Annotated in this window: 22 protein-coding genes and 4 pseudogenes; 15 read left to right on the top strand and 11 right to left on the bottom strand. The window is 61.4% G+C overall.

What is annotated here, in order from left to right; translation table 11 throughout:
* Positions 1-14: 14 nt before the first annotated feature.
* From ACFFJC_RS20890 to ACFFJC_RS20880, 3 genes are all read left to right on the top strand, one after another.
* The gene (locus tag ACFFJC_RS20890; RefSeq protein ID WP_025548198.1) at positions 15-1514 is read left to right on the top strand and encodes an aldehyde dehydrogenase family protein; all 1500 of its coding nucleotides are present in this window, start codon (positions 15-17) and stop codon (positions 1512-1514) included.
* Between the two features lie 37 nt (positions 1515-1551).
* Positions 1552-2358, top strand: a complete 807-nt coding sequence (hcaB, locus tag ACFFJC_RS20885) for a 3-(cis-5,6-dihydroxycyclohexa-1,3-dien-1-yl)propanoate dehydrogenase (RefSeq protein WP_229742712.1) — start codon at positions 1552-1554, stop codon at positions 2356-2358.
* 72 nt (positions 2359-2430) lie between these two features.
* Positions 2431-2811, top strand: coding sequence for a hypothetical protein (locus ACFFJC_RS20880; RefSeq protein WP_025548202.1), 381 nt, complete (start codon positions 2431-2433; stop codon positions 2809-2811).
* Between the two features lie 100 nt (positions 2812-2911).
* On the opposite strand, the gene ACFFJC_RS20875 is transcribed toward ACFFJC_RS20880, so the two are convergent.
* The gene (locus tag ACFFJC_RS20875) at positions 2912-3760 is read right to left on the bottom strand and encodes an FAD-binding oxidoreductase (protein WP_379489228.1); all 849 of its coding nucleotides are present in this window, start codon (positions 3758-3760) and stop codon (positions 2912-2914) included.
* A gap of 87 nt (positions 3761-3847) precedes the next feature.
* Between ACFFJC_RS20875 and ACFFJC_RS20870 the strand changes: the two genes are divergently transcribed.
* Positions 3848-4908 (top strand): IS630 family transposase gene (locus tag ACFFJC_RS20870; protein WP_143840503.1). Its coding sequence is split into 2 segments (ribosomal slippage): positions 3848-4340 and positions 4340-4908, totalling 1062 coding nucleotides; the frame shifts between segments, so codons are not numbered across the junction.
* Here ACFFJC_RS20870 and ACFFJC_RS20865 read toward each other — a convergent pair.
* The 6 genes from ACFFJC_RS20865 to ACFFJC_RS20840 form a co-directional block, all read right to left on the bottom strand.
* A complete protein-coding gene (locus ACFFJC_RS20865; protein ID WP_379489227.1) occupies positions 4854-5120 on the bottom strand; it encodes a 2Fe-2S iron-sulfur cluster-binding protein in 267 nt (88 codons plus the stop codon). The two genes, ACFFJC_RS20870 and ACFFJC_RS20865, sit on opposite strands and share 55 nt — an antisense overlap.
* Positions 5121-5243: 123 nt before the next feature.
* A complete protein-coding gene (locus ACFFJC_RS20860) occupies positions 5244-6371 on the bottom strand; it encodes an alkane 1-monooxygenase (protein WP_379489226.1) in 1128 nt (375 codons plus the stop codon).
* 108 nt (positions 6372-6479) lie between these two features.
* On the bottom strand, positions 6480-7031 hold the full coding sequence (locus ACFFJC_RS20855; RefSeq protein WP_037508662.1) for a 3-phenylpropionate/cinnamic acid dioxygenase subunit beta: 552 nt from the start codon (positions 7029-7031) through the stop codon (positions 6480-6482).
* A gap of 14 nt (positions 7032-7045) precedes the next feature.
* Positions 7046-8419: an aromatic ring-hydroxylating oxygenase subunit alpha gene (locus tag ACFFJC_RS20850; RefSeq protein ID WP_240511586.1), complete on the bottom strand. Its 1374-nt coding sequence runs from the start codon at positions 8417-8419 to the stop codon at positions 7046-7048.
* A 19-nt stretch (positions 8420-8438) separates the two neighbouring features.
* Positions 8439-8966 (bottom strand): aromatic-ring-hydroxylating dioxygenase subunit beta, encoded by a 528-nt coding sequence (locus ACFFJC_RS20845; protein WP_025548211.1) that lies wholly within the window; start codon positions 8964-8966, stop codon positions 8439-8441.
* Positions 8959-10305 carry an aromatic ring-hydroxylating dioxygenase subunit alpha gene (locus ACFFJC_RS20840; RefSeq protein WP_037508659.1) on the bottom strand — a complete coding sequence of 449 codons (1347 nt, stop codon included), beginning with the start codon at positions 10303-10305 and terminating at the stop codon, positions 8959-8961. The genes ACFFJC_RS20845 and ACFFJC_RS20840 overlap by 8 nt, the downstream gene beginning before the upstream one ends.
* A 307-nt stretch (positions 10306-10612) precedes the next feature.
* Here ACFFJC_RS20840 and ACFFJC_RS20835 point away from each other — a divergent pair, with 307 nt between their 5' ends.
* Entirely contained in the window at positions 10613-12157 is a 1545-nt protein-coding gene (locus ACFFJC_RS20835) for a sigma 54-interacting transcriptional regulator (protein ID WP_379489225.1), read from the top strand.
* Positions 12158-12274: 117 nt separating this feature from the next.
* Positions 12275-13501, top strand: a complete 1227-nt coding sequence (locus ACFFJC_RS20830; RefSeq protein ID WP_037508656.1) for an NAD(P)/FAD-dependent oxidoreductase — start codon at positions 12275-12277, stop codon at positions 13499-13501.
* Positions 13502-13517: 16 nt separating this feature from the next.
* On the opposite strand, the gene ACFFJC_RS20825 is transcribed toward ACFFJC_RS20830, so the two are convergent.
* Positions 13518-14303 (bottom strand): 1,6-dihydroxycyclohexa-2,4-diene-1-carboxylate dehydrogenase, encoded by a 786-nt coding sequence (locus ACFFJC_RS20825; protein WP_170978350.1) that lies wholly within the window; start codon positions 14301-14303, stop codon positions 13518-13520.
* 175 nt (positions 14304-14478) lie between these two features.
* On the opposite strand from ACFFJC_RS20825, the gene ACFFJC_RS20820 reads away from it, so the two are divergent.
* The 8 genes and pseudogenes from ACFFJC_RS20820 to ACFFJC_RS20785 all read left to right on the top strand — a co-directional run bounded on the left by ACFFJC_RS20820 (position 14479) and on the right by ACFFJC_RS20785 (position 20472).
* A complete protein-coding gene (locus tag ACFFJC_RS20820) occupies positions 14479-15480 on the top strand; it encodes a dihydrodipicolinate synthase family protein (RefSeq protein ID WP_025548219.1) in 1002 nt (333 codons plus the stop codon).
* Positions 15481-15490: 10 nt separating this feature from the next.
* Positions 15491-16666, top strand: a complete 1176-nt coding sequence (locus ACFFJC_RS20815) for an aromatic ring-hydroxylating oxygenase subunit alpha (protein WP_037508651.1) — start codon at positions 15491-15493, stop codon at positions 16664-16666.
* Positions 16663-17160, top strand: a complete 498-nt coding sequence (locus tag ACFFJC_RS20810) for an aromatic-ring-hydroxylating dioxygenase subunit beta (protein WP_037508646.1) — start codon at positions 16663-16665, stop codon at positions 17158-17160. The genes ACFFJC_RS20815 and ACFFJC_RS20810 overlap by 4 nt, the downstream gene beginning before the upstream one ends.
* A 50-nt stretch (positions 17161-17210) precedes the next feature.
* Positions 17211-17624 (top strand): annotated as a pseudogene (locus ACFFJC_RS20805) (aldehyde dehydrogenase family protein); the annotation flags it as partial.
* A gap of 13 nt (positions 17625-17637) precedes the next feature.
* Positions 17638-18009 carry an aldehyde dehydrogenase family protein gene (locus tag ACFFJC_RS20800; protein ID WP_234906617.1) on the top strand — a complete coding sequence of 124 codons (372 nt, stop codon included), beginning with the start codon at positions 17638-17640 and terminating at the stop codon, positions 18007-18009.
* Between the two features lie 45 nt (positions 18010-18054).
* Positions 18055-19434: an OmpP1/FadL family transporter gene (locus ACFFJC_RS20795; RefSeq protein ID WP_086494298.1), complete on the top strand. Its 1380-nt coding sequence runs from the start codon at positions 18055-18057 to the stop codon at positions 19432-19434.
* A 209-nt stretch (positions 19435-19643) separates the two neighbouring features.
* Positions 19644-20045 carry a fatty acid desaturase gene (locus tag ACFFJC_RS20790; RefSeq protein ID WP_325414929.1) on the top strand — a complete coding sequence of 134 codons (402 nt, stop codon included), beginning with the start codon at positions 19644-19646 and terminating at the stop codon, positions 20043-20045.
* Between the two features lie 244 nt (positions 20046-20289).
* Positions 20290-20472 carry a transposase gene (locus ACFFJC_RS20785; RefSeq protein WP_325414928.1) on the top strand — a complete coding sequence of 61 codons (183 nt, stop codon included), beginning with the start codon at positions 20290-20292 and terminating at the stop codon, positions 20470-20472.
* A 77-nt stretch (positions 20473-20549) separates the two neighbouring features.
* Here ACFFJC_RS20785 and ACFFJC_RS20780 read toward each other — a convergent pair.
* Both ACFFJC_RS20780 and ACFFJC_RS20775 read right to left on the bottom strand, forming a co-directional pair.
* A pseudogene (locus tag ACFFJC_RS20780) lies at positions 20550-20927 on the bottom strand (replication initiator protein A); the annotation flags it as partial.
* A gap of 352 nt (positions 20928-21279) precedes the next feature.
* A pseudogene (locus ACFFJC_RS20775) lies at positions 21280-22325 on the bottom strand (IS3 family transposase); the annotation flags it as partial.
* 69 nt (positions 22326-22394) lie between these two features.
* Between ACFFJC_RS20775 and ACFFJC_RS20770 the strand changes: the two are divergent.
* Positions 22395-23411 (top strand): IS110 family RNA-guided transposase, encoded by a 1017-nt coding sequence (locus ACFFJC_RS20770; RefSeq protein WP_026109761.1) that lies wholly within the window; start codon positions 22395-22397, stop codon positions 23409-23411.
* A gap of 231 nt (positions 23412-23642) precedes the next feature.
* Here the strand turns inward: ACFFJC_RS20770 and ACFFJC_RS20765 are convergent.
* Positions 23643-23771 (bottom strand): annotated as a pseudogene (locus tag ACFFJC_RS20765) (IS3 family transposase); the annotation flags it as partial.
* Between the last annotated feature and the right edge of the window lie 244 nt (positions 23772-24015).

The following is a 24015-nucleotide window of genomic DNA, read 5'->3' as shown; positions in this document are numbered from 1 at the left end:
GAAGGAGTTTTAAGATGGCTACTCAACTGAAAAGCGCGGAAAACGAATACGGCATCAAGCCGGAATACGGCCACTTCATTGGCGGTGAATGGGTTTCGGGTGACAGCGGCAAGACGATCGACCTGATCAATCCGGCGACCGGGGCGGTGCTCACCAAGATCCAGGCGGGCAACGCCAAGGACATTCAGCGCGCGGTCGCGGCGGCCAAGGCCGCCTTCCCGAAGTGGTCGGAAAGCTCGCCCGCCGAGCGCCAGGAAATCCTGATCGAGGTCGCCCGTCGGCTCAAGGCGCGCCACCAACATTACGCAACGCTCGAAACTCTGAACAACGGCAAGCCGATCCGCGAATCGATGTACTTTGACATGCCGCAGGCTATAAGCCAATTCGAAGTGTTCGCCGGCGCAGCCTATGGCCTACACGGCCAGACGCTGGACTATCCCGATGCGATCGGCATCGTCCACCGCGAGCCGCTGGGCGTTTGCGCGCAGATCATTCCATGGAACGTCCCGATCCTGATGATGGCCTGCAAGATCGCGCCAGCCCTGGCTTCAGGCAACACGGTGGTGCTCAAGCCCGCGGAAACCGTCTGCCTTTCGGTTATCGAATTCTTCGTCGAAATGGCCGACCTTCTGCCCCCGGGCGTAATCAACGTCGTGACCGGTTACGGCGCCGACGTCGGTGAAGCGCTGGTGACCCACGAGGATGTCCGCAAGGTCGCGTTCACCGGTTCGGTGGCGACGGCTCGCCGGATCATCCAGTATGCTTCCTCGAACATCATTCCCCAGACTCTGGAATTGGGCGGCAAGTCGGCGCACATCGTTTGCGCGGATGCCGATATCGATGCGGCAGTGGAGAGCGCCACGATGTCGACGGTGCTGAACAAGGGTGAGGTCTGCCTGGCCGGTTCGCGGCTGTTCCTGCACCAATCGATCCAGGACGAGTTCCTCGCCAAGTTCAAGGTGGCCCTCGAAGGCATCCGCCAGGGCGATCCTCTGGACTTTGCCACCCAGCTTGGTGCGCAGGCTTCGCAGATGCAGATGGACAAGGTCCAGAGCTATCTTCAGCTGGCTACCGAGGAAGGTGCCACGGTCCTCACCGGAGGCAGTCGCAACGAAAGCCTCGCCGACGGGCATTTCATCAAGCCAACGGTCTTCACCAACGTCAGCAACTCGATGCGTATCGCCCGCGAGGAAATCTTCGGCCCGGTCACCAGCGTGCTGACCTGGAACGACGAAGACGATATGATGGCGCTGGCGAATGATACGACCTATGGCCTGGCCGGTGGCGTCTGGACCAGGGACATCTCCCGCGCGCACCGGATTGCCCGCAAGCTCGAAACCGGAACCGTGTGGGTCAACCGTTACTACAATCTCAAGCCCAACATGCCGCTGGGCGGATACAAGCAGAGCGGTTTCGGCCGTGAATTCAGCCATGAGGTGCTGCACCACTATACGCAGACGAAGTCGGTGGTCATCAATCTGCAGGAAGGTCGCGTGGGGATGTTCGACCAGTAAGGCCGAGCAACCCCGCACAACCGGCTTGAAGAGGAGAGTGGCATTGTCTGCAAGGCTTGAAGGACAGGTTGCGCTGCTGACTGGCGGCGCAACCGGAATTGGTGCGGCGGTGGTCGCCCGCTATATTGAAGAAGGGGCCAGGGTTGGTGTGCTCGTCCGAGACGACGAGCAGGCCCAGCTGGTGCGTTCGCGCCACGGTGACAAGGTCGCCGTGGTCGCGGGCGACGTCCGTTCCTTTGCAGACAATGCCCGGGCCGTCGCCGAGACAGTCGGGGCATTCGGCAAGCTGGATGTCTTTGTCGGCAATGTCGGGATCTGGGATTTCATGGTGCCCCTTGAGCAGCAGGATCCCGAGCTTCTGGAAAAGACATTCGACGAAATCTTTGACGTCAACCTGAAGGGGTATTTCTTCGGTGCGCGCGCCGCGATTCCCGAACTGAGGAAAACCAAAGGCAGCATCGTCTTTACTGCCTCGACGTCGAGCTACTACACTGGCGGCGGCGGGACACTGTATGTCGCATCGAAGCACGCGGTGCTTGGCCTGATCCGGCAGCTGGCCTGGGAACTGACACCCGATATCAGGGTCAATGGCGTCGCGCCGGGCGGCACCCGAACTCCGCTCAGCGGCACCAAGACTGGCGGGTTTTCCGAAACCAAGATGGAGGAGATGCCTGGCCTGGACGGAATGATCGCGGGCATGACGCCACTGGCGCGGATCGCCGAGCCGGACGATCATGCAGGTCTCTACGCGCTTTTGGCTTCGCGTCGCGATTCCGCATACATGACCGGAACGGTTCTGCTCAGCGACGGCGGCGTCGGCATCGGCAAGCGCCCCGACGCCTGATCCGCTGGTTCGGCCAGACGGCAAACACCGCAGGAACGACACCCTGTATCCGAATGTGGAGGATCGAGAACCATGGCCGAAAAATTCGAGTTCAAGGAACTGCTGAACGTGGCGGGTGTGATCGGCGCCGCGCGGTGGAAGCCAACCCATGTGGGACCAACGATTGCTCCGCCGGAACTGGTCGAATTCGGCGGCGATATCACTCGGGATCGGGCCGAACGCATGATGGGGCATGCCGAAGCAGGCGGGCTTGCGATCTATGGCATCGGCCAGCTCAGCTACCAGCGGGCGCCGGTCGACAAGACAGTCGTCTACCCGATCGATGCCTATTACGCGCATGGCCAGTACACCTCGGTGATCGCGACCCTCAACCGGGTTGCTGTGCTGCTGGACAACAAGGCAAAAGTGGATGTTCAGGACATGGTGCGAAAGATGGTTCTGGTCGACAACTGAGCACTGCGCGCCCGGGCCGGCCTCGGTCCGGTTCCGGCGTATCGGACCGAGGCCAGGAACGGATCCGTTCAATCTTCGAACCGCATCCGAAGTCCGGGGTTCAGCGCATCGTGCTCTTGTCGAGAAAGCGATCCGCGGCGATCATTTCCGGCAACACGCCGTGTTGTATAAGCTGGGCTTCGGCGGCGTCGATCATGGCTGGAGGTCCGCACAAATAAGCCTCGGTGCGGGTCAGGCCGGGAAGCCGTGCGATCGGCTCGGTGACCAACCCTCGGCCCCCGGTCCAGTCGCTGCCCGCATCCTCTTCCGAAAGTACCGGAACAAATTCGAAGGGCGCATCCCAGGCCGCGCTAAGCGCTTCGATCTCGTCCAGACAATAGAGGTGTTGGCGGGTCCGGGCCCCGTAGAGCAGGGTTACCGGACGGTTCGCACCCATGGACTGGGCTTGCTGCAAGATCGCCATGATCGGGGCAAGGCCGCTGCCGCCTGCCAGGCACAGCATCGGCGCTGAGCTGTCATTGAGGCGAAATTGACCAAAGGGACCTGAGAGATCAAGCGTCTGGCCAATGCGATCTTCACCGAACAGCCAATCGGTGAAGAGGCCGCCGGGGACGTGCCGGACATGGAATTCGAGCCGCTGTGCCTCTCCTCGTTCGGGGGCGAATGCGAAGGAATAGCTGCGCGGTTCGGCCATGCCCGGTCCCGTGAGGTCGGCATATTGGCCCGGCGAGAACTGCATCGGGCGATCGATTTTGACGACAAGATTGATGATGTCCGGGCAAAGCCGGGACGTGGCAACGATGGTCGCAGTGAAACTTTCCACAGCCTGCTGGCGGGATAAAGGGGCATCAAGTGCGATGACCAGGTCCGAGCGCGGCATCGCCTGGCATGCCAGGCGGTACCCTTGTGAAAGCGCATCGCGTTCGAGAACCAGGGCCGAAGGACTCATACCGATGAGCGCAGGGTTTGACTCACGGTTGGGATTCCCAAGTTGCTGATTTTCTGATTCACCGGAGCGAGCACGAGGAGGCTTGCGATGGCGGCAGCGATAGGTGTTCGATCAGATTTCAATTCGGCAGATTTACGCCGGTTCTCGAGACGATGTGATGATCCCGATCAGGTTCGGCGCGTGCTAGCTCTGGCGGTGATCCTGGACGGCGGGAGCCGAAGTGATGCGGCCAAGATGGCCGGGGTGACGTTGCAGATCGTGAGGGACTGGGTGCTGCGGTTCAACGAAGCCGGCCCCGAAGGGCTGGCAACACGCAAGGCGCCGGGCCCGGCCTCAATCCTGAACGACGAGCAGCGAGCCCGTCTCGCGCAGCAGGTTGAGGCTGGACCGATCCCTGCGGCTCATGGTGTGGTGCGCTGGCGGCTTGTTGATCTGGCGCAATGGATTTGGGACGAGTTCGGCTTGTCGGTCACGCGCTTCACGTTGGGACGGGAGTTGCGGGCGATGGGCTATCGCAAGCTCACCGCTCGGCCCCGCCATCATGGCCAGAAGTCCGATGATATCGCCGATTTTAAAAAACATTCGCAGCCCGCCTGGCGAAAATCAGAAGGGCCCTTCCCAAAGGCACGCCGATAGAGCTGTGGTGGCAAGATGAGGCTCGGATCGGCCAGCAGACCAAGCTCACGCGTCGATGGGCAAGGCGGGGAACCCGGCCATCTGCGCCCAAGGACCAGCGCCGGGCTTCCGCCTGGATCTTTGGCGCGATCTGTCCTGCCGAGGGCAAAGGTGCCGGCATCGTCATGCCCCGTTGCAACAGTGAGGCCATGAGCATGCATCTCGAAGAGATCGCTTTCCACGTTGCGCCGGGAGCGCATGCCGTTCTACTGCTCGATCAAGCCGGATGGCATGGCTCAGCGGAACTGGTCGTGCCCGACAACATCACCCTCTTGCCGCTCCCACCCAGATGTCCCGAGTTGAATCCCGTCGAAAACGTCTGGCAGTTTATGCGCGACAACTGGCTGTCGAACCGCATCTTCTCATCCTACGACGACATCGTCGATCACTGCTGCTTCGCCTGGAACAAGCTCGTCGATCAGCCTTGGCGCATCATGTCCATTGGTCTCCGCCAATGGGCGCATAGGTTCTGATCAATGCACAGTGGTATCAGTTCCCCGATCTTGCCGTCCATCAGTTTGAACCGGCAAGTGCCGCATGAACCGACCTTGCAGTCGTGCGGCATGGCCAGCCCCTCTGCCAGCATCGCTTCAAGCAGCGTTTTGCCTCGTGGGATCTCCAGGATTGCCGGTTCTCCGGCAATACTGACCTTGCTTGATCGCTGCTTCTTGAGAATTGAGAACATTGCATGGGTCGCCTTGCATGGACATGAAGAAATTGTGAAAAAGAAGCGGGATCCCCGTTAAAGGGACCCGCCAAGGTTACATGGGGGCAATCGGAGAGGAAAACCCCCATGCGGGTGGAACCGTCAGTCGGTGGTGGCCCAAGCGGGCCAACCAGTCTGTGCGTTCGCCGCCATCGCTAGTTTGCGCTCGCTTGGCGAAGCGAAATGTAGATCCCAGTCCTTCAACCTCGGCTGCGCGATGAACCGGTGCCAGACGGGCGGGACAAGGCCGCACAGGAAGCAAAGGAACAGCGAAGGCATCTGCGGCGCCTTCGGCTCGGGCTGAAGTTCGTAGAAGGGAATGTGGCCGTCGAGATGGTGGTTGATGTGGTTGGTAATTTCCACGCCTATCGGACGCACGATCATGCCAAGATGGTTCCAGGCGTGGTGTTTCGCGATGGGATCGCCTTCCACGCGCAGCAGGCCATAGTGCTGGAAATAATTGAAGCCTTCGACGAACATCTTGGCAAAGAACATTGCGCCAACAGTAGCGAATCCGGCGATCGGCCCTGCCGCCGCGGCAACCCCCAGGATGATCGCGCCGACCAGCACCAGCTGGAGCCACATGACATTGCGCCAGCTCCACGGCGAATGTCCGAGACGCGACAGGATTTCGCCCTGCTTTTCCCAAGTGTCCTTGTACGAACCCCAGGTCGCCTGGAACACGAAGCTGTATATCGTTTGTCCGCGTAGCGGGGTGTCGCTGTCCTTCGCGGTGTCAAGATGGACGTGGTGGGTGACAATATGAGCAACATCACGGTTGGGATCGCCGTAAAAGGCGCTCAGGCCCTTGGCCACGGCCCGTGGGAACCAATGGCGGCGATGCATCAGCTCGTGCGCCACTGGCAGGGTCGGGACAGCCGACAGCCAGGCCAGGCTGGCGATCGAACCGATCAATTGCCATGCCGAACCATCGGTTCCCCAGATCGGGTTGGTTCCGGTCGCCACCGAATTCGCGAACGCCAGATAGAGTGCAACCATCAAAGGGAATTGCAAGTAAATCGTGCGATATCGGCAACCAGTGCAATCCCGCGCGAGCGCGCCTTGTGATCGCTCGGCAGGACGATATCCAGTAACATCAGCACCGCGAAGGTGGCGATGCCAAGCCAGACGAACGGGCCGCCCAAGCCAGACGAACGGGCCGCCGAGGATGAAACCCGCAACGCCGGTGAGGGTCATGGCGGGGACCAGAAAATAGCGCAGAGCATCCATGGCTTCTCTCCGATTTTGGGCACCTGCCCGCGGATGCGGGGAGCGTCCGATTGTCTTTTGATTGAACGGCGCGACAGACGGGTTCACCCGATGTCGCGCCGGGAATTACTAGAGGTAGATGTTCAGGTTCTTGCTGAGCATCACGTTGTGCTTGAGGATGATCCGGCGCTTGACCAGCTGATAGGCACCGCCAGTCTCGCGCCAGATGTCGATCCGGCTGCCGATCAGCGAATCCTCGTCACGTTCGTTGCGGTTGCGATAGGCGTAGAAGTTCGAGAACACCCTGAACTCATCCGCCTTGTCGGTGTGTTCCACTTCGACATTGGTGACGATGTGGGCGTAGCGCGTGGCCGGATCTTCCGACCATGCCGTGCCCGTTTCCAGGCGCGTGAGGCGTTTTTTGATCTCGTCGAGGCTGTCGTTGTAATAGGCCATCCGTGTCAGGTCGGTGACCTGATCGGTCGTATCGCGGCGATAGCGGGTCTCGATCCCCGGCATGTGATAATGCAGGTCGTCAGCGAGCATTGCTACCCAGCCGACATAGTCTTCATCGTCCAGGCAGCGCGCTTCGCGATAAAGCGTCTGGGTCAGCGCATGGGTCAATTCCAGCGAAGCGGTTGCGCCAGTGCGGGGGCGTTCGAGAGTGGTGGTCTGGTTCATTGTCAAATATCCTCTCAAAGCGCGAACAGGCCGGGAAGGTCGCGCGTTTCGGCCACCCCGGTCAGGCGGGGTTCGGGCCGCGGCGGCATCGCGCCGAGATCGGTGGCCTCCATCATGTCCAGCCACCGCTGGTAGAAGCCGCGCTGGTTGGCGTCGTTGTACTGGCCGCGATAGACGATTCCGGGCAGGGTATCGTGATCGATCTGGCGCCCAATGCCGCAGCGGTAGTGCAGCTTCTCGTGCCGGGTGACGACGCCGCGGTTGACCGTGGTGCAGTTCTCCCAGTTTTCGCCATCGTCCATCTCGAATGTACCGCCGGGGCCGAAAGTCTGCATCACGCCCTTGGTCACTTCGTCCTTGATGTCGTCGGGCATCGCCTTGTTGACGATCACCCAGGTTTTGAGCTCGAACTGCATCGGACCCTTGGGCTGCCATTGCCGGAAGGTTGAAATGCCCGGCAGGAACGAGACGTTCGGGAAAATCGAGGCGGAGGCCACCGAGCCGAAGATCTGCGAGCGCATCGTGCCCAGCCGATCGGCCATCTTCGGGCGGATCTTCTCGTAATATTCCATCACCTTGGGGCGGCCGAGCAGGAACAGGTCGCCCACGCCCTCGGTGCCGAATTCCCAGCCGTGGCCATTGACGCTGGCATGGTAGGAATTATCCATGTCGATCGGCGGGAAGGGCTGGCCGTTGTTCATCGACCGGCAGCCCGAATCGTGGGTCCAGCCCGCGTGGTAGGCATCGCCGATGAAGTTCTCGACCCCGAACTTCCAGTTTGCGCTGATCACCGACTTGATGCAGCCGCCAATCAGTTCGGTGCCGCCTTCCTCGTTGTCGAGCAGCATGTCGAGGTACCAGCGGAAATCGCCGAGCCAGGCGTCGAGGCTGGGGCCGTCCTCGGCAAAGGTGGCGAACACCAGCCCCTTGTAGCTGCCGACCCGGGCGACCTGCCGCAGTCCGTTCTTCTTGCGGTCGATGTCGCCTTCGTCGTAGCAGTATTCCTCGTGCATGCCCTGCAGTTCTCCGGCGGTGTTGAAGGCCCAGCCGTGATAATTGCAGACGAACCGGCGGGTGTTGCCGGCATCCGCGAAGCAGACCTTGTTGCCGCGATGCGGGCAGGAATTGAGGTAGACCTTGATCGAGCCATCGGGCTGACGGGTGACGATCACCGCGTCCTCGCCCATGTGCGTGGTCAGGAAATCGCCGGCCTTGGGCAGCTGGCTTTCATGGGCGACAAACAGCCAGGATCGCGCGAAGATGCGGTACAGTTCCTCCTCGTAGATTTCCGCGTCGCTGAAGATGCGGCGGTCGAGCCAGCCTTCCTTGAGGTCCATGTAACGCGAAAATTCCGGCTCACGGCCGATCCGTTCCAAACGCATGGTCATCGTCTCCCGTTGTATTGATCTAGAAAAATACGTTGACGTTGCTGTCGGGCAGCACCGAATGGTCGAGCGCGATTTCGCGCGCAGCGAGAAGCCAGCTTTCGCCCCCCTTGCGCCAGCGATCCGTGCGTCCGGCGGTGAGCAACCGGGTCTGCCCGTCGATCCGGTTCCGGTGGATCACCACCACCGAATGAACCACCGCTTCGTTCGGCTCGTCCGCGTCCAAAACCTCGACGTTCGAGACCACCCGGCGCACGAAGTTCGGCGGATCCTCAGCCCAGACAAAGCCGGAGCGCAGGCGATCGATCCGCAGCTTCAGCCGGGCGAGATTGTCGTTGAAGACATTCCCCGCGCCGACCGCGATCGGGGCGGAACGATCGGCCCGGAAGCGACGGCTCTTGAGCGCCATATGGTAGGACACGTCCTCGCACAGCAACTCCAGCCACTCCTCGAAGCGCTCGTCGTCGAGCAGCCGCGCCTCATGGAAGAGGCGCTGGGTAAGGGCGGTTACCGTGTCATGCAGGGCGGGTTGGGGGCGTACGTCAAGCATCGACGGCCTCCCGCGATGCCAGCGAATTGAGATTGTAGGCGGGAACGTCGCTCCAGCTCGAGGCCTGCATGTGTTCTTGCCAGCGGCGGTAGAAGTAGCGCTGATTGTGTTCGCTGACCAGGCCGGCGGCAATGTCGCCCGGAAAGCCTTCGCGCGCGCCGGAGCGGCCCAGCGCCATGTTGGTGTAGACATCCATCTGCGAAGTGCGCCAGCCGCGCGACTGTTCGGTGCAGGCGGCAAGGTTGTCGCCATCGTCGTTGTCGAACAGGCCGGCCAGCCCGAAGGTCAGGCACTGGTTGTCGAGGATTGTCGCCTTGATCTCTTCGGGCATGTCGTTTTCGACCATGGCCCAGGTCCATTGCTCGATCTGGCCCGGTCCCTTGGGATGGTAGACCCTGAACCAGTTGAGGCCGGGCAGGAACTGGAGGTTGGGAAAGATCGTGATGTTGATCTGAGAGCCCCACAGCTGTTCGCCGCGGGTCTTGCCGAGCCGCTCGATCGCGGTCGGCCGGTTGGCCTCCAGATAGTCGAGCATCGGCTTCGGATCGGGGTAGAAAGCATAGCCGGACACGCCGTCGAGAAACGTCAGCGCCATGTGGCCGTTGAGCCCGGCTACCGACAGCCCGCCTTCGAGGTTGGCGCTGGAATTGCCGACGCTGAGGCCGGACAGGTCCATCGACTGCACCGCCATCATCGCCCCGGCATGGGCCCAGCCCAGGTGATAGCCATCGCCGCAGACATTTTCGACCGGCAGCTTCCAGTTGGTGTTCAAGACCATCTTCTGGGTTTCGCCAACCAGCGAGGTGCCGCCGGGCAGAGCATCGAGCCAGACGTCGAGATAGAATTTGGCGTCGCCGAGATAGTCTTCGAGCGACGGCGCGGCGGGATCGAAATTGCCGAAGATCAATCCCTTGTATTCGGCGACCTGCGCCACCGGCACGAGCCCGAACTTGCTGCGGTCGAGTTCGCCGAAATAGGCCTCGTTTTCGAGCGGCACGCCTGCCAGCGCGCCATCTGGGGCGAACGACCAGCCGTGGTAGTTGCAGGTGAAGGACCGGGCATTGCCGCGATCGGCGCGGCAGATGCGGTTGCCGCGGTGAGTGCAGGTGTTGAGGAAGGCCTTTACCGAGCCGTCCTTCTGCCGGATGACGATGACGTCGTCTTCGCCCATGTAGGTGCGGAAGAAGTCGTTGGGCTGCGGAATCTGGCTGGTGTGGGCAAGGAACAGCCAGCATCGGCCAAAGACGCGCTCAAGCTCCTGGCGGTAGATGGGCTCGCTGGAATAGATCGAGCGTGATTGGCGGCCTGTGCTCGTATCGACCAGATCTGCAACATCCATATTGGCCTTCTCCTCTCCTCCGTTGGACCTCCCGGCTTGGAGCGGGCGGTTCCACGTAGCCATGGATAAAGCAAAGATCATGCCAAGGTGAAAAATGGCGCAAACATGCTCGATAAGGGGGATCGGCTCACGCTCGATTGCTTTCAGGGATTGTCATTTGCGTCAATTGTTCAGAAAATCGTGGTGCAGGATTGACATTTTGGTAAAAAGGATGGCGATGAAACAGCTTCCCGGCTACGCCGACCTTACCAAACGCTTGCGCTTTTCGCCCGAGCAGGGCCGCATCTAGCGCGACAGCGAACGATGCGTGCTTTTGAGCCAATCGGCGCTGACCACGCTGCGCAGCCAGCTGGTGGTGCAACTCGGACTGGCGCGGGCGCGACGCCTGTTCTGGGACATGGGCTTTGCGGAAGGCGCGAGGTGCGCGGTCGAGGCGAAGGAACTGCGCCCCGATCGCGGGTTTCTCGAAGCCTTTGCGGTTGGGCCCCAGGCCCATGCGCTGACCGGGTTTGGCTGGACCGAGATTGAGACCTTGGACAGCGATTCGGCGAGCGGCCATTTCCACGGCAGCTTTGTCGTCCACGATTCGATCGAGGCCGCGGTCCATCTGGCAACGGATGGCGTCAGCGCCGATTCGGTCTGCTGGTTGCAAACCGGCTTTGCGAGCGGCTTTGCCAGTTCCTTCGCGGGCCAGCCGATCGTCATGCGGGAGATCGAATGCCAGGGGATGGGAGACGGCGCCTGTCTGCTGCACGCCAGGCCGGAAGCGGAATGGCCTGAACTCGACGACGTCGAGAAATCGGTGCCGCCGCAGATGTTGGCGAACTCGCAGGCCGATCGGCACGAATTCGTCCCCGGCGTTTCAGCCGGGTATCACGCCGTCCGGAACATGATTGAACGCGCCGCCGGGACCGATGCCAGCCTACTGTTCCTGGGCGAGACCGGCGTCGGCAAGGAAGTGTTCGCCAAGATGGCGCATCGCGCCAGTCTCCGAAAGGACGCGCCGTTCGTGGCGCTCAACTGTGCCGCCATACCCGAAGGGCTGATCGAGGCGGAACTGTTTGGCGTGGCAAAGGGTGCCTACACGGGCGCGGTGGCAAGCCGCCCGGGACGGTTCGAGCTGGCGCATGGCGGCACACTGTTCCTTGATGAAATCTCGATGCTGTCCCCGCTGGCCCAGAGCAAGGTTCTGCGGGTCATTCAGGAGGGCGAATTCGAGAGAGTCGGCGATACCAGGACCACGAGGGTCGATGTGAGGTTGCTCGCGGCGTCCAACATCGACCTGGAAACGGCAATGGAAGCAGGCCATTTCCGCGCCGATCTATTCTTCCGGCTCGCTACCTTGCCGATCCAGGTTCCTCCCTTGCGTCACCGCCGCGAGGACATTCCCGGCTTGATGGAACATTTCCGCGCGAAGTACGCACGGCGCCATCGGCGTGAGGTCGCCGGCTTCACTGCCAGATCGATCAATGCCCTGCTGATGCACGAATATCCAGGCAATGTCAGGGAACTCGAACGAATGGTCGAACGCGCGGTTTTGCTGGTGAACGATCGCGAGGCGATCGACCTTCGGCACCTCTTCCTCGGCTCGGATCGCATGCGCATCAGGGCCGGCCTGGCCTTGACCAACGATGGACGGGTGTCAGGCGCCGAGGTCGGTAAAGAACAGGATCAGTCAATCAGTCACTTGGTCGGACTGTTGCGGCAGAAAGGGGAAGGGCTGAAAGCCGTTGAGAGCAGGATCGTCGAAGCCGCGCTGGAAGCTGCGCGGGGCAATGTCGCGCAGGCAGCTCGAGACCTAGGCCTGACCCGGCGGCAGCTTGCATCGCGCCTGGAAAAGATCGGACGGTAGCGAGAGCCTTGGCGTCCATCACTTGCAAGGAGTTGTATAATGTGCAATGAAAACCGCTGATTTGGGGATGCGGCGAGCAGCCCGGACGTGGCAAACAGAAAGTGGGGAGAGAACCAAGTGCGCTCGATTGCGATTGTTGGTGCGAATCTGGCCGGTGGGCGCGCAGTCGAAGCCCTGCGGCAGGCGGGGTTCGACGGGCGAATCACCTTGATCGGCGAAGAACCCTGGCGTCCCTATGAACGTCCGCCGCTGTCCAAGGAAGTGCTGTGGGACCCGGCCAACGTCCCGGACAATTTCTTCCTCCAGGACGAGGCCTGGTACGATGACAACCGTATCGACATGCGGCTGGGCACCCGCGCCGAAGCGATCGACCTTGCGGGCGGCGGGGTTCGCCTGTCGGGCGGCGAATTGGTTCAGGCGGACCGGATTCTGCTCGCCACTGGCGGCCATGCCCGCAAGCTCAACCTTGCCGGGTCCAATTGCGCCAACGTCCATTATCTGCGTACGCGCGACGATGCGACCCGCATGGCCCTCGACCTGCGCGAAGGGGCCAGCATCGTGATTGTCGGCATGGGCGTGATCGGCGCCGAAGTCGCCGCCAGTGCGGTGAAACTCGGCTGCAAGGTCACCGTCGTCGAGCCGATGCCGGTGCCGATGGAGCGAGCGCTCGGCCGGCGCTTTGGGCAATGGCTGGGCGAGGAACATCGCAAGCGGGGAGTCGCGACCCATTTCAACTGCGGCGTGACCGGCTTCAGGTTTTCCGACAACCGTGTCAGCGCGGTCGAGGCAGACGATGGCACCGTGATCCCGTGCGATGCCGTGATCGTGGGGGTGGGAATCGTGCCGGCCACCTCGCTGGCCCGCGATGCCGGGATCGAGGTCAACAACGGGATCATCGTCGACCGTCGCTGCCAGACCAGCAACCTGGCGGTTTTCGCGGCGGGCGACGTGGCCGAGCAGGACGGGTTTTTCGGCGGTCGGTTCCGGCAGGAAACCTACCAAAACGCGGCGGACCAGGCGCAGGCGGCTGCTCTGGCGATGCTGGGGCAGGAGGTCTCCTACTGCAAGCCGATGTGGTACTGGAGCGACCAGTTCGATCTCAACATCCAGTTCTGCGGGCAGATTCCGGTGGAAGCCGAGGTGGCGATCCGCGGCGAGATGGACAGCAACGCCTTCGTCGCCTTCTTCCTGGCCGGCGAGGCGATCGAAGGTGTGCTGACAGTCAACCGCGCGCCCGATATGGGGGTGGGAAAACGGCTCGTTGAACGCCGGGCCCGCGCCAGCGCTGCGAGCCTGGCCGACGCCGGTATGTCCTTGCGGGATCTGCTCAAGCAGGCGGGCTGATTAGCCCGCGGCGCGGTCAGCCGATGCCGCCCCCGGCGACGAAAAGTGTCTGGCCTGTGACGTAGGACGCATCGTCGGAGGCGAAAAAGCAGATCGCCGCGGCCAGTTCATCGGGCTCGCCAAAGCGGGCCATCGGCGTATCGCGCAGCGTCTGTTCGAACACCTGGCTGAAGCCCAGGCGATCCGCTTCGGTGGGCGCAGCCGGATTGCGGGGGGTGACCCTGGTCACGTTGACTCCGCCCGGCGCGACGCAGTTGACGCGGATGCCGCTGGCTTCGAGCTCAAGTGAGAGGGCTGCGGTCAGCGCGGCGACCCCGCCCTTTGCGGCGGCATAGGGGACCCGGTTGACGCCGCGTGTCGCAACCGAGCCGATGTTGACGATCGCACCCCGCCCTGCAGTCCGCATGTGGGGCAGAACCGCGTGGCAGCACCACAGTGTCGGCCACAGAGACCGGTTGATTTCCGCGGTGATTTCCTGCGGGGTGTAGTCCCAGTAGGGCTTGGCCCAGATCGTGCCGCCGACGTTGTGAACGGCGACGTCGATTCGCCCGAATCGGTCAATGACCGTCTGATACAGTTCAACAGCGCCTTCGCAGTGTTCCAGGTCCACCGCGACTGCCAGGGCATTGCTGCCTTCCGCCTGGAGCTGTGCGGCCGAAGCCTCGGCCGCCTCCGCTGCGCGGTCGGCGATGACCACGCTGGCGCCTTCCACGGCCAGGCGCCTTGCGGTCGCCAAGCCAATACCTTGCGCTCCACCCGTGACCACGGCCACCTTGTCATGGAATCGATTCAGCAAAGTCACGTCCACATTCTCCCCGTCGTCCGCCCCAGCGAACGAGACCTATTCGATCTTCGGCAATTCCTGCCATTAGCGGCAAGAGCCCGATATTAGGACTTGAAGTGACATAAGGAAAAGCATTACACAATAGCGAACGTCCCGCTCGAGGCGGGCAATTTCCATTGGGAGAGTATGAGTCATGGCCAAACCGTTGTTGAGCGCCGCCGATGTCAAGGGCGCTTGGGCAATCATTCCGACCCCGTCCAAGGATAACGCGTCGGACTGGCGTGCGACCAAGACCGTCGATCTCGATGAAACTGCTCGCGTGGTCAACGGGCTGATCGATGCCGGGATCGACGGCATCCTGAGCATGGGAACGCTGGGCGAAGCCGCGACCATGACCCATGACGAAAAGCTGGATTTCATGCGTGCGCTGATCGACGCGGCGGCCGGTCGGGTTCCGGTTTTCGTCGGCACGACCTGCATCAACACCCGCGATACGGTGGCGCTGACGCGGGAAGCGCTCGCGCTCGGTGCCGACGGCACGATGCTTGGCGTGCCGATGTGGTGCGCGCCTAGCCTCGACGTCGCTGTCCAGTTTTACAAGGACGTTGCCGAAGCCGTGCCGGAAATGAACATCGCGATCTACGCGAACCCGGAAGCCTTCAAATTCGATTTCCCGCGTCCGTTCTGGGCTCAAGTGGCTGAAATTCCGCAGGTCGTGACCGCCAAATATATCGGCGTCGCCAACCTCTTGCCCGATCTGGCCGCGATCCGGGGCCGGATCAAGCTGCTGCCGATCGACTTCGACTATTATGGCGCGGCGCGGATGGATGATTCGGTCGACGCTTTCTGGTCGAGCGGAGCGGTCTGCCACCCGCTGGTGACGACCACCCTGCGCGACCTGGTCGCCCAGGCCCGCGCAAGCGGCGACTGGAGCGCGGCCAAGGCGTTCATGGGCCGCCTCGGCCCGACCGCAGCCCCCTTGTTCCCGAACGGCAGCTTCAAGGAATTCTCGACCTACAATATTGCGCTTGAAAAGGCGCGGATGGACGCCGGTGGCTGGATGAAGGCCGGGCCTGTACGTCCGCCCTACCATCTCTGTCCGGAGCCCTATCTGGCGGGAGCGCGCAAGTCCGGTCAGATGTGGGCCGAACTGGGCAAAGCGCTCGAAGCCGAAGCATTGGGGGCTGCTGCCTAGGAGGATTGCGATGAGCGAAATTGGCTTGACCTGGCCCAAGAACTTCAACGAGGTTCCGAAGGCGGCGTTCACCCGCAAGGATATTTACGCCGAAGAGATGAAGCGCATCTTTTTCGGGCAGGAATGGCACCCGGTCGCGCATGAAAGCGAGTTGCCCAATCCAGGCGATTTCAAGACCTTCCGCTTGGCCGGCGTTCCGCTGCTGATCGCCCGCGACAGGGAAGGCGTCGTGCGGGTGTTTTACAACGCCTGTTCGCATCGCGGCAACCAGCTCGAAACCGCGGTGATGGGGAACAAGACCGAATTCGAATGCCCCTATCACCGCTGGCTGTTCGATGCGAAGGGCGATCTGGTCGGTTGCCCCAACCATCGCGATTTTCTGCCCGGCTTCGACAAGTCCGACTATCCCCTGGCGCAGCCCCGGTTCGACAGTTTCTATGGCCTGATTTTCGTGACCCTTTCGGCTGAAACCGAAACGTTGACGGAGTTCCTCGGCGCGTCGCAGAACACCTTGCGCGAACTTCTCGGCGGGGACGGCAGGCTCAAGCTGCTGGGCTATCAGAAGGTGCGCTACGACAGCAACTGGAAGTCATATACCGACAACGACGGCTACCATGCGCCATTGCTCCACCAGGCATTCAAGATGCTCAATTGGCAAGGCGGCAAGGGACGTCAGTTCACCGCGACGAAACATGGCCACATCTGTTTCGAATCGGCGCTGTCGGTGGTCAGCGGCCCCACAGTGCTCAAGGATGCTTCGCTGATCGCCTTCAAGGGGCAGGACCCTGCGGTCGGCTCGCGCATCGTTTCGCTCTTCCCGACCTTCGTTTCGACTAAGCATCTCGATGTCATCAATTTGCGCTTCGCAACCCCGGTCGATGAAGAGACGGTCGAGGTCCACTACGCCTATTTCGCGCACCAGGACGACGATGAGGACATGGTCCTCCATCGTCTGCGGCAAAGCTCCAACCTGCTGGGACCCTGCGGCCTGATCAGCATGGAGGACGCATCGATCTTCCATCGCATCCATATTGGCAACCATACGCCCGGCAATGCGATTTTCCAGAAGGGCGTGCACGACCAGTCGAAGCTGGAGTCGGAGTTCCTCCAGAACGACGAGAGCGGCAATCTTCCCCGTTGGGAATATTACCGATCGGTGATGGGTTTTGAGAGGGCCGAGGCATGATGCAAACCGACACCACGCTCGAATCCGCGCTCGACGCCCTTTTGATGGCCGATGCAAGCGCGCTCGATAGCAAGGACATGATGGGCTGGCTCGCTAACTATTCCGAGGAAGACGAGGCCTCCTATATCTGCCGTGCCGCCGAAAATTCGGAAAATGGTCTCGCCCTGGGGTTCATGTACGACGATTGCCGATCCCGGCTCGAGGATCGCGTCACTTTCGTGAACGATATCTGGGTCGGTACGTTCCAGGACTATCGCACCCGTCACTTCGTCCAGCGCGTCGCGTATCAACGCGCCGATGCCTCTACTATCTCGATGCGATCGAATTTCTCGCTCTTCATGACGCCCACCGATAGCGGCATCACCCAAGTCCTGGCTGCGGGTCAATATCTTGATACCATCCGTTTGGAAAAAGCCGGTGCGTTGAAGCTGCTGTCCAGACGGGCCGAGCTCGATACGTCCGTTCTGCCCCGGTATCTGGTATATCCGATTTGATATCGGCTGCTGAACATTGCTGAAAGCGCCAGCCATGGTTGGAATTCTCAATGGATAGCAAAGTGCCGATGATCGGCGCCCATGCGCGCCTTGTCGCGCCTGCAGCACTCGACGCGTACAGGGAGCAACCTCGTGGTTTCAGGGGCAATATGGCAGTAGCTATCGTGCGCAGTTTTCCGATCGTCTGCTGGATGAGAGCGCGGACCAGAACGTCAAGATTATGGATGCAGTGGGGGCCAGACCTGCAGTTGTCCGGTGGAATGCCTACACGAGGTGTGGGCCGGTCAGCGTGGTGGGCCATTACGCCTTGGGAACTATCCACTGGCGCTCGGTTCCTGGAAGATTGCTTCGGCGCTGGCCCCGGATGCACCGTGGTCGTCAAGCCTTCCGAGCTGACCCCGCTCAGCACGATGCGCCTGGCCGAGCTGTGCCTCGAGGCGGGCCTGCCCGCGGGCGACCTTAACATCGTCAACGGCTATGGCCATGAAGCGGGCGAGGCGCTCGCCAGCCACCCGGGGTGTCGACAAGATCACCTTCACCGGATCGACCGCTGTCGGCAAGAAGATCGTCGAATATTCGCTGGGCGACATGAAGCGGGTCACGCTCGAGCTTGGCGGCAAGTCGCCGAGAATCGTGTTTGACGATGCCGATCTCGATCAAGTGGGGCTGGGCGCCGTACTGGCGATGTTCTTCAATTCGGGCCAAATCTGCTTCGCGGCCATCCGGCTGTTCGTCCAGGACAGCGTCTACGACAAGGTGGTCGATGCGGCCATTACCGGGCTGACCCACCATGGCATTTCGGTCGACGACATTCACTACGACAAGTTCACAGACAGCAGGGATCAATAGGCCGCGATCGTCAGCATAGGCGACGCGCAAGAAGGGAGACGGGGAATGAAAAGCAAGTTAGTATTGGCATCGGGTTTCTGCATGGCGCTGTTCTGGTCCGGCAGCGCTCATGCCACAGATGGCTTCAATTTCATCGGCTATGGCCCGACGTCGATCGCGATGGGCGGAACCGGCGCGGCCTACGACATCGGCCCGGCCGGCATGATGATCAATCCCGCAACGCTCGCGCTGATGCCGGACGGATGCGACGGCCAGATCGGTGGCGACATCATCACCAGCAATCTCAAGATCCGGAATACCGCAACGGGCGAGGTCGCGCATTCCAACAGCGAGGGCACCAATAACGGGCCCTATTATGCGCCGGAGGTCGCCTTCGTCTGCCGGAAGGGGCGATACACGCTGGGCATCGGCTCCTTCGCGGCAGCCGGCGTTGGAACCCAATATGCCGCGGACAGCTTTCTGTCGCGCACCGTCACCAATACCACCGACACGGGCCTGCGAAACTTCTCTCGCATGCTGACGCTGCGGATTCCGGTTTCAGCCGCCTACCAGGTGACGGACAGGCTTGCGGTCGGCGGCTCGCTGGACGTGGTCTGGACCTCGATGAACGTGGGGCTGCTCCTCGACACATCACAGATCGGGACGCTCGCCGCCCAACAGCGCCTGTCCGGGTCGCTGGTGCCGACCCTGCTCGGCATTCCCCAGCTCTCGGGTGGCTATTTGAACTTCACCAACCACAGCATCGTCGGCGGAGCGGCCGAGGGTTGGGGCATCGGCGGCAAGCTCGGCGCGACCTATCAGGTATCGCGCAGAACGCGGTTGGGCATCGTCTATAGTTTTAAGACCTCGGTCAGCGATCTCACCGGCCACTCGACGCTTACCGCGGTGAGTGCGGTGGCCGGCAACATCCCGCTCAGCGGGAAGGTGCGGGTGCGCGATTTCCAGGGCCCCGCGCAATTCACGGCGGGCGTGTTCCATGAGTTCTCGGACAGGCTCTCCGTGGCGGTCGACTATCAGCGCGTGTTCTGGGGAAGCGCGATGAAGAATGTCTCGGTGGGTTTCAAGGACGACGCTTCGGGCGCCGACATCAATCTGTCCTTTCCGACCAACTACCGGGACACCAATGTGGTCGGCGTGGGTGTGCAATATCGACTGACCCCGCGCTTCGCGGTGCGGGGCGGCTTTCACTATGCGGACGAGCCCACCCCGGGCCACGGGGTGTTGGCGATCATCCCGTCCACACCGACCACCAACATCACGGGCGGCGGTTCCTGGGCGCTCGGCAAGAACAGTGCCCTCGATTTCGCTTTGACCTATGCCTTTCCCAAGAGCGTGTCCAATGACGGGCCTCCCAACACGGCCGCGCCGATCGAAGCGACGCATAGCCAGATCGCGGCCTCGATCGCCTTCCGGAAGCACTTCTGAGAGTCCTCTCTGATTGGGGCTGTTGAAGTCAACTCCTGTCGGCTTTTCCGGTTCATCGCACGGGTCACGCGCTTCTCTTCGCGGTCGGCGCTGTGGCCGCCGCATGATGGGGTCAGGAGAGCAAGGCGTCTCAATCTGTTTCACGACCTTGCGGGGATTGGCGCTGCAGGTTGGGGGCTCTCAACGAGATCACCTCGCCCATCGTCCCCGTGGACGATCCGGATTTCGCCCTCTCGGGCAAAAATTTGTTCTGCGTATGCCTCAGATCCTTCTTTCAGGGTTATGCCGCCAACGCGGCAGGCTCCTTGCCGAAGCGGAACTCGGTGGCATCGGCCCACTTGCGATGCAGGCCCTATATGGCGACGACCATGCGGTTCGGGCTCGAATGGCTGCTGACCCCCCTGCTGGTCTATCAGAACTATCACCTGATCCATCACCTTTATCCGGAGATACCCTTCTACCGGATGCACAAGGCCTATTACCTGCGCTACGATGAGATCAACGCGCAGGACATTCCGCGGCAGACTGCATTTGGGCTGGCACCGGAAAATATCGAATCGCACCGGGCATTCCGGCGGATGAAGGATGCGATAGCGGTTCCTGCCGAGTAGGAACGACTCTAGACAGCGTAGTTTTAAGGCGGCGCTATATCAACTTTGCCGGCCGCATGGTGTTCATAGTCAACAAGCTTCCGATCATGCTGGTAAATCTCGGTGGCGCACCCAGCTCGTCACCGTGGCAATTGTGGCCCGCTCGAGTTTGGCTTGTCCGTAAGCGGAGCCCTGACCCCACCTTGCGGTCGTAGGAAGCAGCGCCGAGTCTCCGCGCCCTGACGGACTGGGGTGCGCTGCTACTATGATGATCACGAGTGATGATCCTGTGAGCAAGGGCGCGCAGCGGTTTGAGGTATTCACGGGCGCGGGCAAGCGACGGGACTGGCCGCCTGAGGTAAAGGCCTCGATTGTCGCCGAGTGTTACGTAGGTGAAGGTGTCAGCGCCGTCGCGCGCCGTCACGGGTTGGATCCGTCGCAAGTCTAGGCCTGGCGACGGGATTTGCGGAAGCAGTTCGAGGCTGACGGTCGTCTTCCGGCAACACCTCGTTCGGAAGCGCCGGTCTTCGTGCCCTGTAGCCGTTCCAGCGCGTCCGACAGGCGCGTATAGGAGCGGGCCGAGCCGTTGACGCCGGTGACGTGGAATAGGTCGTGAGCGGTAAAATAGAAGTCCTGGGAGACGTCCACGCCGGCCTCCAGCTTCGCCACCATGAGGCTCGCGATGTAAAGCAACACCTCTTTGTCGTAGATCGTCGCAACGCCCTTCGCGGTGGCGACGATCTCGATCGAAACCGCGTCGGTCTTGTAGGCGAGCGGCTTGGTCCACTTACCCTTGCCCAACGCAAAGAACGGGAACGCCATCAGCGACCGTTCGCCGCGAACCTCCTTCAACAGCGGGCTATCGAGCGAAAACAGGTCGCCCTGTTGGATAGGCAAGCTCATGTGGTCCGCAGCCCCATCGGGTTCCGGCCGGTTGTCGAAAGCACGAAGATTAGGGCTGCTGCCCGGTGGCGCTCCCCTGTGATGGCCGATTTTACGGTCAAAGTTCGTGCTTTCGATAACCGGACGACGGCGTTGGCATCGCCATTCGTGCTTTCGGAAACCGACGGACGGGACAGCCCCCGCGGCCTTCTCACAAACGATCGATTATGAAGCGGGACCATGTGAGAAAGCGTAGCAGGCGTGCAGCACGTATCAAAACACTTTCTCGATTGAGCTGGCTCGTGATAGGTGCGGACGGTAAGTTTTGAGAATAACCCATGATCTGCCCCCACCGAGTGGCCCGATTGGTTTGTTAGTGGATTAAGCCCATCGCCGCCATATCCGGACGGAGGTGGAGCGAAGCGGAACCGGAGGCCGGATATGGCGGTGTCGCCGTTTCCGGTGCCGGCGGTCGGTAGCCCAGGCTGCTGTGAGGGCGAACGGTGTTGTAATGCCGCCGCCATGCCTCGATCAGCACCTTGGCCTCAGCGAGGCTGTAGAAGATCTCGCCGTTGAGCAGTTCGTCGCGAAGCGACCCATTGAAGCTTTCGTTATAGCCATTCTCCCATGGTGATCCCGGGGTGATATAGAGCGTCTTCACGCCGATCTGCCCCAACCATTTCTGGACGGCGGTCGCGATAAACTCGCTACCATTATCGGATCGTATATGCGCTGGTGGCCCACGCGAGATGAACAGGTCAGCCAGCGCCGCCAGCACATCCTCGTGTTTGAGCTGCCGGGCAACGATGAGTGCCAGGCATTCCCTGCTGGCCTCGTCGATGATCGTCAGAATCCGGAACTTGCGGCCATCGTGCGTGCGCCCTTCGACGAAGTCGTAGGCCCACACATGCCCGGGATACTCAGGCCGCAAGCGGATACATGATCCGTCGTTGAGCCACAGGCGTCCCCGTTTGGGCTGACGCAGCGGGACCTTCAGTCCTTCGCGTCGCCATATCCGCTCGACCCGTTTGTGGTTCACCGTCCACCCCGCATGGCATAGCAACGCCGTCACTCGGCGGTAGCCATAGCGGCCATATTGCTTCGCCAGCGCGACGATGTCCTCCGTGAGCGCCTGTTCGTCATCTGCCCCACGCGGCACCTTGCGCTGTGTCGATCGATGCTGCCCCAGCACCCGGCATATCCGTCGCTCGGACACCCGGATCGGCAAATCTCGTCGCAACTGATCGATGCAGCGCCGCCGCCGCGCGGGGCTCAGAAGTTTCCCTTGGCAGCTTCCTGCAAGATCAGCTTGTCCAACGTCAGATCCGAAATCGCCCGGCGTAGCCGCTGGTTCTCTTTCTCCAGATCCTTCATCCGCCTCGCCTGGTCGGTCTTCAGGCCACCATATTCCTTGCGCCAGCTAATGGGATGGACGGCTCTCCCACCCCGGAGCATCGTTGTGCAACCGGCAGTCGAAGGAGAGGAATGATGACCATCGATGTACTTGGTATTGATCTGGCGAAGAATGTCTTCCAGCTGCATGGCGTTGATCGCAAGGGCAATGCGATTTTCAAACGGCGGGTCATGCGCGACCAACTACTTTCGGTGCTGGCCGGGATTGAGCCCTGCACCGTCGCGATCGAAGCCTGCACAGGAGCATTTTGCTGGGCCCGCCAATTTGAAGAGTTGGGCCACAACGTGAAGATCGTGAGTCCTCAATATGTGAAGCCATTTGTCCGCAGGCAGAAGAACGACGGCAACGATGCCGAGGCGATCTGTACGGCTGTGCGTCAACCCCACATTCCGCTGGTGCCTAAGAAAAGCGTTGAGCAACAGGATATCCAGGCTCTACACCGCGCCCGCCAGCGTCTTGTGAACCACCGAACGGCCCTGGTCAGCCAGATGCGCGGGCTGCTGCTTGATCGTGGCATTGCCTTTGCCAAGTCGATTACCCGGGTGAGACGCATGATTCCGGAGATACTCGCACGCGCCGACTCCGGCCTCTCGACTATGGCCCGTGAGACCATTGCCGAGCTCTGGGATTTCTTCTGCGATCTCGAACGCCGCATCGAGCATTTCGACAAGAAAATCGAAGCCGTCTTCAAATCGAGCGAGCCCTGTCAGCGTGTCGCCAGGATCAAAGGCGTTGGGCCCAAAACGGCAACAGCGATTGTCGCGGCGGTCGGCGATGGTTCGGACTTCAGGAATGGGCGCCACATGGCGGCCTGGCTTGGATTAGTACCGCGCCAGTTCTCGAGCGGTGATAAGGCGGTGCTTATGGGCATCTCTAAACGAGGAAGCCAGCATTTGCGCAGCCTATTGGTTCACGGCGCGCGTGCCGTCGTGAGAACGGCACCCAATAAAAATGATCCCATCAGCCAATGGGCCAACCAGCTTCGGGAGCGACGCGGGTTCAACCGCGCAACGGTTGCCATCGCCAACAAGAATGCACGGATAATCTGGGCCGTGCTTCGAACGGGCGATCAATACCGCGCCGCCGCCTGAAGAACCGAACCAGTTTGCGAGTAGACGGAGAAATGGACTGCACTGATCGAGCCGACGCGCGACGAGCCTGACTATTATCGAGGCCCTTGAGGCCTACCAGCTGTAGAGGTGCGCGTGTGCGGATTTCCCATTTGGGCGCTCTGGACAACCAGCTGACGCCGGATAGATGTTTGCAACTGATCCACGCAGAACGTTTCAATGCCGCTTGCAAAGGGAGAGCCGTCCATAGAGATAGTATGTCTGCTCGCTGACTGCGATCCGGCGGCACGCCTCTGCTGTCGAGGCTCCCTGCGCCAGAACAATCTCAACTTCACGCAGCTTGCCGATAATTTCTTCCGGCTTGTGCTTCTTGCTCGGCATTCATCGTCCCTTTCGTGGTCCAAACTATCATAGTCTCTGGGCCACTCAGCGGGGGGCAGATCAGGTCTTGGAACAGGTGCTTATGGAGCGCCCGATAGCCATCGGCGGTGGCTGGAAAGGTCAGGCGCGCGGCCTCCGCGCCCCGTGCCTGGGTCAGTCTCCGTTCGGCCTCTGTAAGCGTCTTGTCGTCGGTGATTCCGAGCCGATTCCGAAGCGTCTCGGTGCCGGGATACGTGTAGGGATC

This window comes from Novosphingobium soli, assembly GCF_042432915.1.
Classification (GTDB): Bacteria; Pseudomonadota; Alphaproteobacteria; order Sphingomonadales; family Sphingomonadaceae; genus Novosphingobium; species Novosphingobium soli.
The sequence above is the reverse complement of the archived record's forward strand: the minus strand, read 5'-3'. Positions and strand labels throughout refer to the sequence as shown.